Origin of the sequence: Priestia abyssalis, assembly GCF_002019595.1 — a bacterium.
GTDB classification, from domain to species: domain Bacteria; phylum Bacillota; class Bacilli; order Bacillales; family Bacillaceae_H; genus Bacillus_BA; species Bacillus_BA abyssalis.
This window is the reverse complement of record NZ_KV917369.1, coordinates 4,500,496-4,515,721: the sequence shown is the minus strand read 5'-3', so window position 1 is coordinate 4,515,721 and position 15,226 is coordinate 4,500,496. Positions and strand designations below refer to the sequence as shown.

Below are 15,226 nucleotides of genomic sequence, written 5' to 3'. Positions count from 1 at the left end.
AATAATAAGGGGAATGAGGTAAGGATAATGGTGTTTTTGCATGGAACAAGTAAAGTGAATGAACATGGCCATTTAGAAATTGGGGGAGTGGACACCGTTAAATTAGCCAAGGAATTTGGAACTCCTCTTTATGTATATGATGTTGCGTTAATTCGTGAAAGAGCGCGCCAATTTAAGGATACGTTTGCGCAACATAATATAAAAGCCCAAGTGGCTTATGCAAGTAAAGCTTTTTCCACTATGGCGATGGTACAGCTTGTACACGAAGAAGGACTGTCACTGGATGTTGTATCAGGGGGGGAATTGTATACGGCGCTCGCTGCAGGATTTCCGCGTGAGAAAATTCATTTTCACGGCAACAATAAAAGCAGAGCTGAATTGGAAATGGCCATCGAGGAAAACATAGGCTGCATTGTGGTCGATAATTTTTATGAAATTGAATTATTGAAAGAGCTGGGAGATACACATCGAAAGAAGGTTCCCGTGTTACTGCGTATTACACCGGGAATTGAAGCCCATACGCATGATTATATTTTGACGGGTCAGGAGGATTCAAAGTTTGGATTTGACCTGCAAAACGGACAAGCGGAGCAGGCGGTGCGCGAAACTTATGAAGCGCCCCAATTTAACTTGCTTGGCTTGCATTGTCATATCGGTTCACAAATCTTTGAAACGACCGGTTTTGTCATGGCGACGAAAAAGATTTTTGAAAAGTTAAAAGAATGGAAAGAAAGCATGAAATTCTTCCCTCAGGTACTGAATTTAGGAGGAGGCTTCGGAATTCGATATACAAGTGAAGATGATCCGATTCCTGTAAGCGAGTATGTCAATGTCATCATCGAAGAAGTGAAAAAGCAAACAGAAGAGATGAAAGTGGCTATTCCTGAAATTTGGATTGAGCCGGGCCGTTCTTTAGTGGGAGATGCAGGAACAACGTTGTATGCAATTGGCTCTAGAAAACATGTACCGGACGTGCGTGAATATGTATCGGTAGACGGGGGGATGAATGACAATATTCGCCCTGCTTTGTATCAAGCCAAATATGAGGCAGCTCTTGCAAACCGCATGAAAGATGACATAGATGAGAAAGTCTCAATAGCTGGAAAATGCTGCGAGTCTGGAGACATGTTAATTTGGGATGTATCCTTACCGAAGGCACAGCCGAATGATTTGCTGGCTTTATTTTGTACAGGTGCTTACGGTTATTCTATGGCCAGCCACTATAACCGCATTCCAAAGCCTGCAGTTGTATTTGTAGAAGATGGAGAGGCACAGCTTGTTGTGAAACGTGAAACGTACGAGGATCTGGTTAAAAATGATTTACCCTTTAAATCAAAAGTAAAAAACTAACAAAGAGGGTGATTAAAAAGGGAGAACCCCCTTTTTAATCACCCTCATACATAAATAATGGGGCATGGGTTCTTTGAACCCATGCCCCATTATTTATGATTAGGCAAAAAGTGCACGAATGGCATCTAGTAAGCTATTTAAAAAATTTTGCAGCTTCTCTAAAAAAGTTTGGCCTTCTTCAGATTGTAAAAACGTAGAAATTTTTTCTTTCGTAATGTTTAATTGGTCCTTCACTTGGTTCCAGTCAATATCCATTTCTTTTAGTTTATTGAAGAAGTCCACCAGCGTATCGAGTTCGGCAGCTGTTAGCGTAATGCCGAGTTCCTGTGCCATCCGCTCGATTAAAGCGCGTAAATCAGCTTCTGTTTTGGGTTCATTTTTGGCGATTTCGTCCTTTACTTTCGCCATTAATGCAGCAGCATTTTCAGCCCCGATCGAATCGCCAAGCTGAGCTGTTTTGACCATCTCTTCATTCGCAACTTTTTTAATTTCTTCCGGAATTTTTTCATTGGTCGTTGTCTCATAAGCTTTCATAATCCCTGTTAAAGCGGCAGTACCGGACACTGAAAACGGCGCTGTAATTTGGATTTCAGCATCTTTGACTCCTGCTGTAATCAAGGCGTTTGTGTACATTTCATTTGTTACCCATGTAATATTATTCGTTTGAACGTTTAAGCCCGAATCTTTTGCACCAATTGTAATACTTGCCGATGAAATGGCACGTGAACCAATTTGTGCTTTTGGAATAAATTCTCCAAGGTAGTCATGCTCCTCTTTATTAGATACGGTAATAATTTGAGCATTTTCTGGTACGTTCAGCTCTGCTAATATATCCTCTTTTTGCTGATTTGTTAAATTCTCCCCTAATGTGACAATGACATCGCCTTCTGCTGCATCTGCCAGGCTGACTGAAGGTACAGCCAGCATCATTGTTATCGCCAAAAACATGGCTTGTAATTTTCGTTTCAAAAAAAGACCTCCTTTTAATACATGCAACCATTCATATTATAGTATGCTTTGGTGAAATATGATAGAAAATATGCGGATGACATTATATTAGACGAATGAAGGGAGGGAGAGGTTTCAAAAAGTTGAAAGGAGAAGACAAGGTGAAGATATTGGATTTGTCTCTTGAATTGTAGTAGAATGAATGAAGAATTTTATATTGGAGGTTACATAATGAAAAAAGCAAGCATTGAAATGCAAAATGGCGATAAAATCATGATTGAATTATTTCCAAACGAGGCCCCTGGTACAGTGGCGAACTTCGAAAAATTGGCAAATGAAGGTTTCTATAACGGATTGACGTTCCACCGTGTTATTCCTGGATTTGTATCTCAAGGCGGATGCCCGAGCGGAACAGGAACAGGAGGACCTGGTTACACGATTAAGTGTGAAACTCAAGGAAACCCTCATAAACATACAGCAGGTGCTTTATCAATGGCCCATGCAGGAAAAGATACGGGCGGAAGCCAATTCTTTATCGTCCATGAGCCGCAGCCGCATTTGAACGGTGTACATACAGTATTTGGACAAGTAACAGAAGGAATGGATGCTGTATTGAAAATGAAAAACGGCGATGTAATGAAAGAAGTTAAAGTTTGGGAAGAGTAAAGAAAGGAACGGCTCCGAAAATTCGGGGCCGTTTTTTTAAGGTTGTGTTAAACAATTATGTTGATTTTCGCCTGTTTTTGACTCATTCGTGAAAAAAGGCCATTTTTCACGCTTTCAGTGAACGCTGAAAGAGATGGAAACGAAAAGAAAACGTCGAGAAAATTTATTTTCTCTTTAGTTTTCTCTTCGTTTCCGTCAAATGAGTCAAAAATTAATAGTACTCTTTAACAGAGCTTTTTTAATGAAACGCTTTCATTTTCAGGTTGTCAGAAATTTGTTTTCGGTATAAAATTTCCAATAGGTGCAATCGAATAAATAGAGGTGTATGCTTTTGAATAAAAATAACTGGATTTTATTTTTTATGCTCATTGCAATCAGTGCAATGTGGGGAGTCATTTATTGGGTATATATTGTGTAATAAATGCCCATATGTATTGTATGTTGATAACACATTCTAAATTATGTATCATAAAATACAAATATGACTTTTTGATTAAAAAGATTACGATTTGTTTAAATCTGTCTCACGCATACAGGAAAAGTTAGATCGCGGCGGGTATTGATTCATGGTAAGAAAGTAAATGATAGTTTTCAACAATGAGGGAGAAATATATGCTTATTCGGTATAAGAAAAACTACGAAAAAATTGCAATGGGACTTTTATCGTTCATGCCAACGGAAAAAGACCTTAAAGCATTGCAGCAGACGATGAAGGAATATGAACAAAATGATCGATGGAAGCTTTTTTTATGGAAAGAAGAAGATGACATTATTGGAATTGCCGGAATTGCAATTGTTAGTGATGAAGAAATGGAAATTCAGCATCTTAGTGTTAACCCCTCCCATCGCCAACAAGGGATTGGCAAACAAATGATCAAAGCGCTTCAGTCTCTTCATCCGAACATGACGTTAAAACCAAATGCGTATGTAGCTCCGTTTTTTGTGAAATGTAATATACTTAAAGACGAATAAATAACAAAACACCAGGCAGAAGGAATGGATTATTGCCTGGTGTTTTGTTTATGCTTCAAATTCTTTTTTCGTTCAGCGACGATGGACGTACGATCGCGAAGCTTATGGCGATGCACTAATTCGGTATTCGTTACATCTGAACGACTCCACCACGTCAGCTCTTTTTCTTTGGCTTTTTGCTTGCATAATGTTGTAAGAGAAGGGTCTGAAATAGGTAAAAAAAGGCTTGTGTACTTAGTTTGGTGTTTCATTTCTTCCGTACGTCTATGTAGGGATAATATTAGTGCATCGTAATCAAGTCCAAGCGTTCTGACTTGATCCTCTTCCTCATGCAGAATGCGAAGCGCGCTTTTCATCATCCGATAGGCACCATTATAATTTTCACGCCTTTGATGATATAAAGAGACAGCTACTTGAATGAGTCCAACCCATACGGCTTGACGATTCCCGGGCAATTCTGATTTCCAGTGTTCTTCTAAAATTTCGTGGCATTCAAAATAATCGCGGTCAGAATGGAAATGTACAAGATAATCAATATAGGCTGCAGGGTAATTCATTGGAAAACTCCTTTCTGTTTTGTACTATGAGTTTAACACATACAGCTGGACAACAAGAAAAAAAGTGTTCAGCAGGAAGGCTGAACACTTTTACGTTATATTAAAACCAAGTGCAACCAACAATAATCAATAAGATAAATAGTACAACAATCAATGCAAATCCGTTTCCGTAACCGAAACCTTTGTCACCCATGAATAATTCCTCCTTAAAGTTAGGATATTTCGTTTGCAATGTCATCATATGTTGAAATCATTCAGATGTTTGGGCACATGACCTAATTTTCATATATAATTTCTTATTGGACATGTTCTCATAATGGACTATACTTAAGAAAGCGGAATAGAAAATGTAATGGCAAAATGTTGGTGGGATGATCGTGGAATACAATGTAAAAGTAGACGCATTTGAAGGGCCGTTAGACCTTCTTTTGCATTTAATCAATAGATTTGAGATCGATATTTATGATATACCGGTAGCTCAAATTACCGAACAATATATGGGTTATATCCATACGATGAACGAGCTTCATCTCGATTTAGCGAGCGAGTATTTAGTCATGGCTGCAACGTTACTGGCCATCAAAAGCAAGATGCTGCTGCCTAAGCATGAGGATGAGACGATTGATGATTTAGAACAGTTGGACGGAGCCGAAGATCCGCGTGAAGAACTTATGCAGCGATTGATTGAATATCGAAAATATAAAGAGGCTGCTCAAGAGCTGAAGCAGCTGGAAGAAGAGCGAGGGCAAATTTATACGAAATCGCCGAGTAACCTCAGTCACCTTGCATCAGAGATACAGTTGGAGAACAAAGAGTTGGATGTTACACTATACGACATGTTAAGCGCCTTTCAAAAAATGTTGAAACGGAAACAGATTCAAAAGCCTTTAAAAACTAAGATTACTCGTCAAGAAATTCCGATTGAACAACGGATGGAGGAAATTTTAAGCGAGTTAAAAACATTTCATGGAAAAAAACGTTTCTATGATTTGTTTCCGCATACGGAGCGTGAATATGTTGTCCTCACCTTCTTGGCCGTGTTAGAACTGATGAAGAGCAATCAAATAGCTGTCGAGCAGCAAGATAACTTCGACGAGTTGTACGTTTCGTATTATGAAAGGAATGAAGACGCGTGAATATGACAAACTATAAATCTGTCATTGAGAGTCTGCTGTTTGTAGCAGGGGATGAAGGTTTGTCGCTTGCTCAAATATGCGATGCCTTAGCCATTCAAAAGGAAGAGGCCAAACAGATTATCGGAGAGATGCATAAAGACTTTAAAGAAGAAAATAGAGGAATTGAAATTATAGAAATAGCAGGGACCTATCAACTGGCAACTAAAAAGGAAAATGTAGAATATGTTAAGCGTCTAGTAGATACTCCTTCGACTCAATCTCTCTCTCAGGCTGCGTTAGAAACATTGGCAATCGTAGCGTATCGCCAGCCGATTACAAGAGTAGAAATTGAGGAAGTTAGAGGAGTAAAAACGGAGAGGCCGATCCAAACACTTGTCGCTAAAGCTCTTATTAAAGAAGTGGGAAGGGCAGATGGGGCAGGCCGAGCGATTTTATATGGAACGACAAAAGAATTTTTATCGTATTTTGGCCTGAAAACCATTCAGGAGCTGCCGGTGTTATCCAATCCGCTGGAGACTGAGCCGAATGAACAAGAAGCAGACTTGTTTTTTGAAAAATTCCAAGAAGTGTTTGAGTAAAGAAACTATTATAATCTACCTGAGTTATATGGTAATATTATAAAAAAACAACGATTTTGCGAAAAATTCTCATTTGTTGCAAATGATGGCAGGGGGACGGACAATATGGCAAATATGGTGGTCAAATCACAAATTGAACTTGTAGAACAAAAGCTGGCATCTTCGGTTAAAGAATTGAACCAGTATTTAAATCATGTAACGATTTTAAGTTTAAAAGAAGAAATACAAGGAGAAGAAAGTGATTACGCTCTTTTATTGTCTAACTTGAGAAGACTTGCAGTTTTTTGCGAAGAAGGCTTGGATGCGTGCCGTGTCATTTCTGGAACGGAACCATTCAGGAAGGCAGCAGCGGAACGTACGCTTTATCGTATTTATCATCAATGCATTGAAGAGTTCTATAATCCGAAGCATGATTTGTGGTACGAAGACAGCCGTTCTGCTTACACAGGCCGGAACGCGATTAAATATCGCAAGGCAGCCCCTCAGTCAATTGAAAAGTTGATTTCATCTATGGAAAGTGATTTTCAGCTTATGAGAGAAGAACTGCAATTTTATGAAACGGATTATGTAACGAAGATGACACAGTCCCAATAATATTAAAGAGTCGAGCACGGGCAAAAAGCGCCCATGCTCGACTCTTTAATTATAAACGGTCGGCAAGCTCCCTTACGGGCTTTGCCGACCGTTTATATGAGAATCTTTGTCGGTTAATTCAAGATGTAAGAACAGGAAAACAGAATAAAAAGCTGTAATGATGTTAGAAGATGAAGATGAACTATATGGAAACACTCATATCAGATAAAGCCAATCGTCAAGAGAGAATCGGTAAAACCGAGATTTTTCTTGACGATTTATTTATATATGGATGATTGAACGATGCTTTCACATTTCTTCCCTCCCTGAATAGGATAGTGACGATGAGAGGGGAGGAGGGGCTTTATGGTGAGTATGCCAGAACAAATAAGACAGTATTTGTTTGAGGTAGAAGAGTGGTTAGAGGAAGCAGCGTTGCAGCTATGTGGACGTGAGCTGATAGAAGATGATTCGTTGCTTGAAACGCTGGAGAACTTTAAGAAAGAAGTTCAAAAGCAATTAGAGGCCCATATGTTAGATGAGAAAGTGTTAGAGGAAACAAGCGATCATTTGCATCAATTGAGTGAACGTGTCCAACCGTATTTTGCAGACGAAGAACGGGTAATGGAAAGTGTTCCGATTGGGCAGCATCGACTGCCGCCCCTGCCGTATGCATATAATGCGTTAGAGCCTTACATTGCCCAAGAAATCATGAAATTACATCATACAAAGCACCACCAAAGCTATGTTGATGGTTTAAACAAAGCTGAGAAAATGATGAAGGAAGCAAGAGAAACGAAAAACTATGAGTTAATCAAGCATTGGGAGCGGGAGGCGGCCTTTCATGGGTCCGGTCACTATCTTCATTCTATCTTTTGGGAAATTATGAATCCGAAGGGTGGAGGCAAGCCGTCGGGAGCATTGCTTCAGCAAATTGAAAAAGACTTTGGAACGTATGAACAATTCAAAAAGCATTTTTCCGAGGCGGCCAAAAAAGCGGAAGGTGTAGGCTGGGCTATATTAGTTTGGGCTCCTCGTTCCAGAAGGCTTGAAATTTTGCAGGCTGAACGTCATCAATTAATGACGCAATGGGATACGATTCCCTTGCTTGTATTGGACGTATGGGAACATGCCTATTATTTGCAATATAAAAATGAACGCGGTCAATATGTTGATAACTGGTGGAATATTGTTCATTGGCCGGCTGTGTCAAATAGATTTAACGAAGCAAAAAAAGTGAAGTGGCAGCCATATTAAAAAGTAGCTTTGTTAAAGAATGATGTTGATTTCGATTGTTTTCGTTTCAGTCACAAAAAACAACACTATATTTTAACATAGTCTAAAAATAAAGAAAGAAGCTGGCGGGGAAGCGTAAGCGTTAATGTATGCTTCTCCGCCAGCTGTATTTTGGTTCTTTTTTAAAGGATGCTTATTTTTTGCTTTTGAACTTGCACGTAAATCATGTAAACTAAAGAGATGAGTCAAAAGTATCATATCCTTTGACTTATAGTTTGCTTGTTGAACACGTGGTTTTCTTTCAGAGAAAGAGATTTCATTCATAACCGTTCAAGACAAGCATAAACTTGTACAAACAAGCAAAGGGACGGGATGATATGAATGAAACGAATTAAAAATAAAACATTAACCAAAATAGGCTTGTTTTTAATGGCCGTTCTTCTTAGTTTTCATATATTTGTACCTTCCGCAGCCGCAGGGAGTGTGAGCGCACAAAGTGCCGTTTTAATAGAACAGCACACAGGAAGGGTATTGTATGGAAAAGATGTTCATAAAAAGCTTCGGATTGCGAGCATCACGAAAATTATGACTGCGATTCTGGCGATTGAATCCGGCAAAATGGAGGATTACATAACGGTCAGCAACAGTGCCGTCGGTACGGAGGGATCTTCTCTTTATCTTGTGCCAAACGAAAAAATTAAACTTAAAGATCTTGTGTATGGATTGATGCTTCGATCAGGAAATGACGCGGCTGTCGCGATTGCAGAATATGTAGGCGGAAGCTTGGATGGGTTTGTGTACCTCATGAATCAAAAAGCACGAGAGATTGGTATGGTGAATACGGAGTTTGCCAATCCCCACGGCCTGGATGATCATGAAAATCATTACTCCACCGCATATGATATGGCTATTTTAATGAAATATGCGATGGACAATGAGCAGTTCCAGGAAATTTCTGGGACTAAATTGTATCGTTCCCCTCATCCGGAGGAAGAATGGGACCGTGTATGGAAAAATAAAAATAAATTGCTTACCAGTTTATACCCATATTGTACAGGCGGAAAAACAGGATATACAAAGAGAGCAAAGCGTACGCTTGTTACAACAGCATCAAAGGATGGGATGGATTTAATTGCAGTCACATTGAATGCCCCGAGTGACTGGAATGATCATATTTGGATGTATGAAATGGGTTTTGATAAGTTTGAGCCGACGAAAGTCGTCAAAAAAGGAAAAATCGATGATATTAATGATCCGTATTATGAAAAGAAAGTATATGTGAAGAGAGACTTTGTCTATCCGTTGGAAAAGGACGAAAAGGGTTCAATCAAGATTGAAGCGACTTTGATCAAGCCAAACAAGGAATTATGGAAAGATGAACAAAACATTCCGGATATTGTTGGGCGTCTCGATATTTATCAGGAAGACGAAGAGATTGGAAGGCTGCCCATCTATTATAAAAAAGGCTTAAGCATAGATGAAGATGAATCTTTTTTAGAGAAGATCAAAAATTTATTTCTATTTATTTTAGGAGTGCAATCGAATGGTTAATATCATTTGGATGTTACTGACTCTTATAGGTATCGTATTTGCTGTCGTAAACGATAAGATGGATGAAGTAAACAAAGCCATTTTTCAAGGTGCTTCTGAAGCGGTCACGATCAGTATCGGTTTAATCAGTGTATTGGTATTTTGGCTCGGGATGATGAGCATTGCCCAACAAGCTGGAATTTTAGATAAGCTTGCTGCTTTATTTCGTCCTATTGTGGCGAGGCTGTTTCCTGATATACCAAAAGACCACCCTGCTATAGGTTATATTTTATCGAATATGATCGCAAACATGTTTGGTTTAGGAAATGCCGCCACTCCATTAGGGCTTAAAGCGATGGAACAGCTTCAAAAGCTCAATGGAGACTCGGATGAAGCAAGCCGTTCCATGATCACCTTTCTTGCCATCAATACATCCAGCTTGACCCTTATCCCGACAACCGTCATTGCGATTAGAATTACATACGAGTCAGCAAATCCCGCCGAGATTATCGGGACAACGCTGTTAGCTACCATTTGTTCTGCAATTGGCGCGGTTTTGTTGGACCGTTACTTTTATTATAGAAGGGCAGGGAAAGGGGGAAGACGTTGATGGTCATGATTAATCAAATTTCGCTTTTTCTCATTCCGCTCATTATCGGCGGAATCTTGCTTTATGCAACATGGAAAAAAATTCCCACTTATGAAGCGTTCGTAGAAGGAGGGAAAGAAGGAATTCAGCTTGCATTTTCTCTTATTCCTTTCCTTGTAGGAATGATGGTCGCCATTTCCATCTTCCGAGCTTCAGGAGCTATGGAGTATTTCGTTTCCCTTATAAGCCCGGCTTTGCAGGCAATCGGTATTCCTCCAGAAATTGTTCCTCTCGCTTTGATCAGACCCATTTCAGGGACAGCGGCATTGGGGCTGACAACAGACCTCATTGCTACATATGGACCGGATTCGTTTATCGGACGGCTTGCTTCAACCATGCAAGGAAGCACGGATACGACTTTTTATGTACTGACCGTATACTTCGGAGCAGTCGGAATTAAGAAAATGGGAGATGCCTTAAAAGTGGGCTTGCTTGCCGATGTAGTAGGGTTTGCTGCTTCTATTATAATCGTTACACTTGTCTTTGGATGAATAAGTAAAAATTTTGCTGGAAAGGGCCTTCCCCATAAGTTCATACTTTTGTAAAATTCGGCATGGCCTTTCGGGGCCATGCCGAATTTTATGTCTAGAATGCTTGTTATATTGCAAAACTAATGAAATAGAAAGCTTGTACAATTAACGGCAAACAAGTAAGATGTTACAAGAGGTGAAAACAATATGGAACGATTGCAGAAAGTGATTGCACATGCAGGTGTTGCATCAAGAAGAAAAGCAGAAGAGCTTATTACAGAGGGAAAAGTGAAAGTAAACGGGAAAGTGGTCAAGGAGTTAGGCGTAAAAGTAGGGCCTAATGATCGAGTAGAAGTCAATGGAATTCCTCTTGAGCGACAAGTACCTGTTTATTTCTTATTTTATAAACCGCGCGGTGTCATTTCGAGTGTAAGTGATGAAAGAGGAAGAAAAACGGTTACGGATTATTTTCCGCATGCGGAAGCACGCATTTATCCTGTCGGCCGTTTAGATTACGATACGTCAGGTCTGTTATTGTTAACAAATGACGGCGAGTTTGCCAACCTGCTGATGCACCCGAAACATAAAATTGAAAAAGTATATATTGCCAAAGTAAAAGGCATTCCGTTTCGCGAGAAAATCAAACAGCTTGAGAAGGGGATTCGTCTAGAAGATGGCATGACCGCTCCAGCACGGGTGAAAGTCGTATCGGTCGATAAGCGAAAGCAGACAACCATTGTAGAATTGACTATCCATGAAGGAAGAAACCGTCAAGTACGACGAATGTTTGAAGCCATCGGCCATCCTGTTATGAAATTAAGACGGGAGCGCTATGCTTTCTTGGATTTAAAAGGGCTGAATGCGGGGGAATCTCGTGAATTAACGACTCACGAAGTAAAGCAGCTTTACGTATTAGCGAATTCGGCTCAATAAAGTTCTACCAGCGGCGCTCCTTTTAAAGAGGGGGTCGCCGGTTAGAGCGGTATGGAAAGTTGGTTAAAAAAACCTATATTTCTATAATGCGTCACATAACCTTCATAATCTTTTCAAGGTATTAAAGGTGAAAAATGTTATAATTTATACTGTATTTTCAGAAATATTTTAGAGGAGACTTGCCATGAAAAATCGTCGTTTAGTGATGAGAACGGTTATTTTGGCTGTACTCCTGGCTGCTTTAGGATATACGTTATATGTTCAATTTTTTACAAGTAAAGAAAAAGTGGCAGTAGGGGATACAGCGCCTGACTTCGTATTGTCAGACTTAGAGGGGAATGCCCACCGCTTGTCCGATTACAGAGGAAAAGGGGTATTTTTAAATTTTTGGGGTACATGGTGCAAGCCTTGTGAAAGAGAGATGCCCGCTATGGAAAGACAATATCAAGTTTACAAAGATCAAGGTGTAGAAATTTTGGCTGTAAACGTGGACGAAACGAATATAGCGGTTACAAAATTTGCGGAACGTTATCAATTGACGTTTCCTATCATGATTGATAAAGGTTCACAAGTGTTAAACGCTTACGGGGTTGATCCGTTACCGACGACGTTCTTAATTGATAAAGAAGGAAAGGTCGTAGATGTGTTTCTTGGTGGTTTGAATGAACAGAAAATAAATGAATACATGGAAATGATTAAACCGTAAGGAGTTTTCAGCAATGGAACATGTAAAATGTGAATGCGGGCATGTTAACCCTCATGGTACGGTTTTATGTGAATCATGTGGAAAGCCCGTTAGCGAAGAACAGTCAAAAAAGCTATTGGATATGCGATATGAGGGAAGTGCAAGACGCTCACAAACGTATAACAAAACGATCGTCGATAAGATTTGGAATTTCTTTTCGTCTGTCAAAGTGGGCGTTTGGCTCATTGTGATTACACTAATTGCCTCTGCTCTTGGGACCATTTATCCGCAGGAAATGTACATACCTCCAACAGTCACGCCTGCAGAGTATTATGCAAACCAGTACGGGTGGACCGGAAAATTATATTATGAACTAGGGTTTCATAACTTATACGGTTCATGGTGGTACCTCATTTTGGTCGCTTCCATAGGTATTTCTCTTGTTATATGCAGCTTAGATCGTGTGGTGCCGCTTTATCGCGCCTTGAAAAAGCAGGGGGTGACGCGCCATTCCAACTTTTTAAAGAGACAGCGTTTATTCGGTATCAATACAGAATGGACTGAACCAGACTATGAAACGTTGAAAAATCGGTTAAAACAGCGGCGCTATAAAATTCGTGAAGAAAACGGTAACATTTTAGCCGAAAAAGGCCGATTTTCAAGGTGGGGTCCCTACGTCAACCATATAGGGCTTATTATCTTTTTGGTTGGGGCCATGCTTCGGTTCTTCCCGGGAATGTACGTCGATGAGGTGCTTTGGATTCGCGAAGGGGAAACGAAGGTTATTCCGGGAACAGAAGGACGTTATTATTTAAAGAATGAGGCGTTTATTTTTGAGACATATGATAAGGAGAAAGAGGGAGAAGTATTTGATAATGCGATCAGCCGCGCAGGTGATGGAATGATTGCCAAGAACTATCAATCTAACGTTATGCTGTATGAACGGAAGGGCGAGATCATTCCAGGGGTTGAGCCTGAATTGGAAAAAATAAAAGAACATCAAATCCGTGTCAATGAGCCGCTGAAACATGACCAATACGCCTTATATCAAGTGGATTATAAGCTTGATGAATTAAGTACGATGTCGTTTAAGTTGACGGATAAACAGTCTGGACAGTCATATGGACAGTTGAAAGTCAATTTACATGATCCTCAATTAAAATATGATTTGGGAAATGGCTACCATGTCGAGCTGTTAAGCTATTTTCCTGATTTTTATTTTGATGATGATGGAAATCCGAATACAAAAACGAAAGTTCCGAACAACCCCGCTTTTGTTTTTAAAATGTTCACGCCTGACCGTCCAAAAGGAGAAGTGAGCTTTGTGGCCATTCGCCAAAATTTGGAGCCGCTCGGTGACAATAAATATAAAATGTCGTTTGCGGGAATTGAAACGAAAAATGTGGCTGGTCTCACGGTCCGTAAAGATTTAACATTATGGATTTTAGGAATTGGAGGAGCCATTTTCATGATTGGGGTCATCCAGGGGATGTATTGGAATCATCGACGCGTTTGGGTGCAGCGGGTAGGGCAGGAGCTTTGGATTGCCGGACATACGAACAAAAACTGGTACGGACTCAAAAATGAAATTAGTAACGTCTTGAAAGATACAGCTATTTTAGCCCCTGAAGATCAGGTGGATAAAGAGAAAAAAGTAAGCTAAGAGGAGGAACTGGAAGGTGGACCTGGCTAGTTTAAGCAGCAACCTGTTATATACAGCATTTATTCTATATCTCGTTGCAACGTTCTTCTTCGGAGGAGCCATTCGGGACAAGCGCAGCACAACTAACGTAAACCGTTGGTCAAAGCTTGGTTTTTTAGTGACGATCATCGGGTTTATTGCACAGCTTGGATATTTTATTACGAGGTGGGTAGCATCCGGGCATGCACCTGTCAGTAACTTGTTTGAATTTACGACTTTTTTCGGCATGATGCTTGTCGGAGCGTTTATCATTATTTACTTAATTTATAAAGTGAGCATGCTTGGTTTGTTTACGCTGCCAATTGCCATTTTGGTCATTGCATATGCCAGCATGTTCCCAAGAGATATTTCACCGCTCATTCCAGCTTTACAGAGTGATTGGCTTCACATTCATGTGACGACCGCTGCAGCCGGTGAGTCCATTCTTGCCATTAGCTTTGCAGTGGGATTGATTTACTTGATTAAAGTGCTGGATCAATCAAAAGCAAGTAAAAAGACGTTTTGGCTGGAATTTATTTTATTCTGTCTTATCAGTGTTATCGGCTTCGTCCTTGTGACAACTTCATTTAAAGCGATGGATTATGAAGCCTCGTTTCAATGGGTTGATAAAAATGAACGGCAAGTAGAAGAAACGTACAATATGCCGGCGCTGGTCGGATTACACGAAGGAGAACTTAAAACGCCGGGACGCTTTGAGCCTGTTGTGGACATGCCGGCCGTCATTAATGCTGAAAAGCTGAATACATTAATTTGGTCTTTAGCCAGCGGCCTTATTTTATACGGTGTTTTACGTCTTATTTTAAGAAAGCGAATTGGGGCTGCGCTTCAGCCGCTTGTCAAAAACACAAATTTGGATTTGCTCGATGAAATCGGTTATCGTTCTGTCGCGATTGGCTTTCCTGTCTTTACGTTGGGGGCTCTTATTTTCGCGATGATTTGGGCACAAATAGCGTGGACGCGGTTTTGGGGCTGGGATCCAAAAGAAGTATGGGCACTTATTACTTGGCTATTTTACGCGGCTTTCTTACATTTGCGCCTTTCAAAAGGCTGGCATGGTGAAAAGTCAGCGTGGCTGGCCGTAGTAGGGTTTGCCATCATTATGTTTAACTTGGTGGCGGTCAATCTCGTGATTGCCGGTTTACATTCATACGCATAACAAAGTGGAGATGGGTCTTTCCGTTTATTTCGTTGAGCAGCAGCGATATGGCGAAGGGCCCATTTCTTCTATATAAATTGATTTA

At 40.2% G+C, this 15,226-nt stretch carries 17 protein-coding genes; 14 read left to right on the top strand and 3 right to left on the bottom strand.

The features are described 5' to 3' along the window. Positions 1-30 precede the first annotated feature (30 nt). A complete protein-coding gene (gene lysA, locus BK575_RS21530) occupies positions 31-1,350 on the top strand; it encodes a diaminopimelate decarboxylase (protein ID WP_078414911.1) in 1,320 nt (439 codons plus the stop codon). A 99-nt stretch (positions 1,351-1,449) separates the two neighbouring features. Here the strand turns inward: lysA and BK575_RS21525 are convergent, their stop codons facing one another. Further along, positions 1,450-2,319: a DUF1002 domain-containing protein gene (locus BK575_RS21525; protein ID WP_078413651.1), complete on the bottom strand. Its 870-nt coding sequence runs from the start codon at positions 2,317-2,319 to the stop codon at positions 1,450-1,452. 210 nt (positions 2,320-2,529) lie between these two features. Between BK575_RS21525 and BK575_RS21520 the strand changes: the two genes are divergently transcribed. Beyond that, entirely contained in the window at positions 2,530-2,964 is a 435-nt protein-coding gene (locus tag BK575_RS21520) for a peptidylprolyl isomerase (RefSeq protein ID WP_078413650.1), read from the top strand. A 612-nt stretch (positions 2,965-3,576) separates the two neighbouring features. After that, positions 3,577-3,936, top strand: a complete 360-nt coding sequence (locus tag BK575_RS21515) for a GNAT family N-acetyltransferase (protein ID WP_078413649.1) — start codon at positions 3,577-3,579, stop codon at positions 3,934-3,936. Between the two features lie 29 nt (positions 3,937-3,965). On the opposite strand, the gene BK575_RS21510 is transcribed toward BK575_RS21515, so the two are convergent. Together BK575_RS21510 and BK575_RS21505 are read right to left on the bottom strand one after the other, a co-directional pair. Further along, positions 3,966-4,493: a DUF309 domain-containing protein gene (locus BK575_RS21510; RefSeq protein WP_078413648.1), complete on the bottom strand. Its 528-nt coding sequence runs from the start codon at positions 4,491-4,493 to the stop codon at positions 3,966-3,968. A gap of 100 nt (positions 4,494-4,593) precedes the next feature. Continuing rightward, positions 4,594-4,686, bottom strand: coding sequence for a YjcZ family sporulation protein (locus BK575_RS21505; protein WP_078413647.1), 93 nt, complete (start codon positions 4,684-4,686; stop codon positions 4,594-4,596). 184 nt (positions 4,687-4,870) lie between these two features. Between BK575_RS21505 and BK575_RS21500 the strand changes: the two genes are divergently transcribed. The 11 genes from BK575_RS21500 to ccsB all read left to right on the top strand — a co-directional run bounded on the left by BK575_RS21500 (position 4,871) and on the right by ccsB (position 15,141). Then, positions 4,871-5,629, top strand: coding sequence for a segregation/condensation protein A (locus BK575_RS21500; protein WP_078413646.1), 759 nt, complete (start codon positions 4,871-4,873; stop codon positions 5,627-5,629). Next, a complete protein-coding gene (scpB, locus tag BK575_RS21495; RefSeq protein ID WP_078413645.1) occupies positions 5,626-6,207 on the top strand; it encodes an SMC-Scp complex subunit ScpB in 582 nt (193 codons plus the stop codon). Before BK575_RS21500 ends, scpB begins: the two co-directional genes overlap by 4 nt. 105 nt (positions 6,208-6,312) lie before the next feature. Then, entirely contained in the window at positions 6,313-6,801 is a 489-nt protein-coding gene (locus BK575_RS21490) for a DUF3907 family protein (protein WP_078413644.1), read from the top strand. Between the two features lie 348 nt (positions 6,802-7,149). Further along, positions 7,150-8,037: a superoxide dismutase gene (locus BK575_RS21485; RefSeq protein WP_078414910.1), complete on the top strand. Its 888-nt coding sequence runs from the start codon at positions 7,150-7,152 to the stop codon at positions 8,035-8,037. Between the two features lie 360 nt (positions 8,038-8,397). After that, positions 8,398-9,567, top strand: coding sequence for a D-alanyl-D-alanine carboxypeptidase family protein (locus tag BK575_RS21480; RefSeq protein ID WP_078413643.1), 1,170 nt, complete (start codon positions 8,398-8,400; stop codon positions 9,565-9,567). Next, positions 9,560-10,156, top strand: a complete 597-nt coding sequence (locus tag BK575_RS21475; RefSeq protein ID WP_028394752.1) for a nucleoside recognition domain-containing protein — start codon at positions 9,560-9,562, stop codon at positions 10,154-10,156. The genes BK575_RS21480 and BK575_RS21475 overlap by 8 nt, the downstream gene beginning before the upstream one ends. Continuing rightward, a complete protein-coding gene (locus tag BK575_RS21470; protein ID WP_078413642.1) occupies positions 10,156-10,686 on the top strand; it encodes a spore maturation protein in 531 nt (176 codons plus the stop codon). The genes BK575_RS21475 and BK575_RS21470 overlap by 1 nt, the downstream gene beginning before the upstream one ends. A gap of 186 nt (positions 10,687-10,872) precedes the next feature. Then, on the top strand, positions 10,873-11,598 hold the full coding sequence (locus BK575_RS21465; protein ID WP_078413641.1) for a pseudouridine synthase: 726 nt from the start codon (positions 10,873-10,875) through the stop codon (positions 11,596-11,598). A 184-nt stretch (positions 11,599-11,782) separates the two neighbouring features. Next, complete coding sequence (resA, locus tag BK575_RS21460) at positions 11,783-12,304, top strand: thiol-disulfide oxidoreductase ResA (protein ID WP_078413640.1); 522 nt, start codon at positions 11,783-11,785, stop codon at positions 12,302-12,304. A gap of 13 nt (positions 12,305-12,317) precedes the next feature. After that, positions 12,318-13,946, top strand: coding sequence for a cytochrome c biogenesis protein ResB (gene resB, locus BK575_RS21455; protein ID WP_078413639.1), 1,629 nt, complete (start codon positions 12,318-12,320; stop codon positions 13,944-13,946). Between the two features lie 22 nt (positions 13,947-13,968). Next, positions 13,969-15,141 (top strand): c-type cytochrome biogenesis protein CcsB, encoded by a 1,173-nt coding sequence (gene ccsB / locus BK575_RS21450; RefSeq protein ID WP_078414909.1) that lies wholly within the window; start codon positions 13,969-13,971, stop codon positions 15,139-15,141. Positions 15,142-15,226 lie beyond the last annotated feature (85 nt).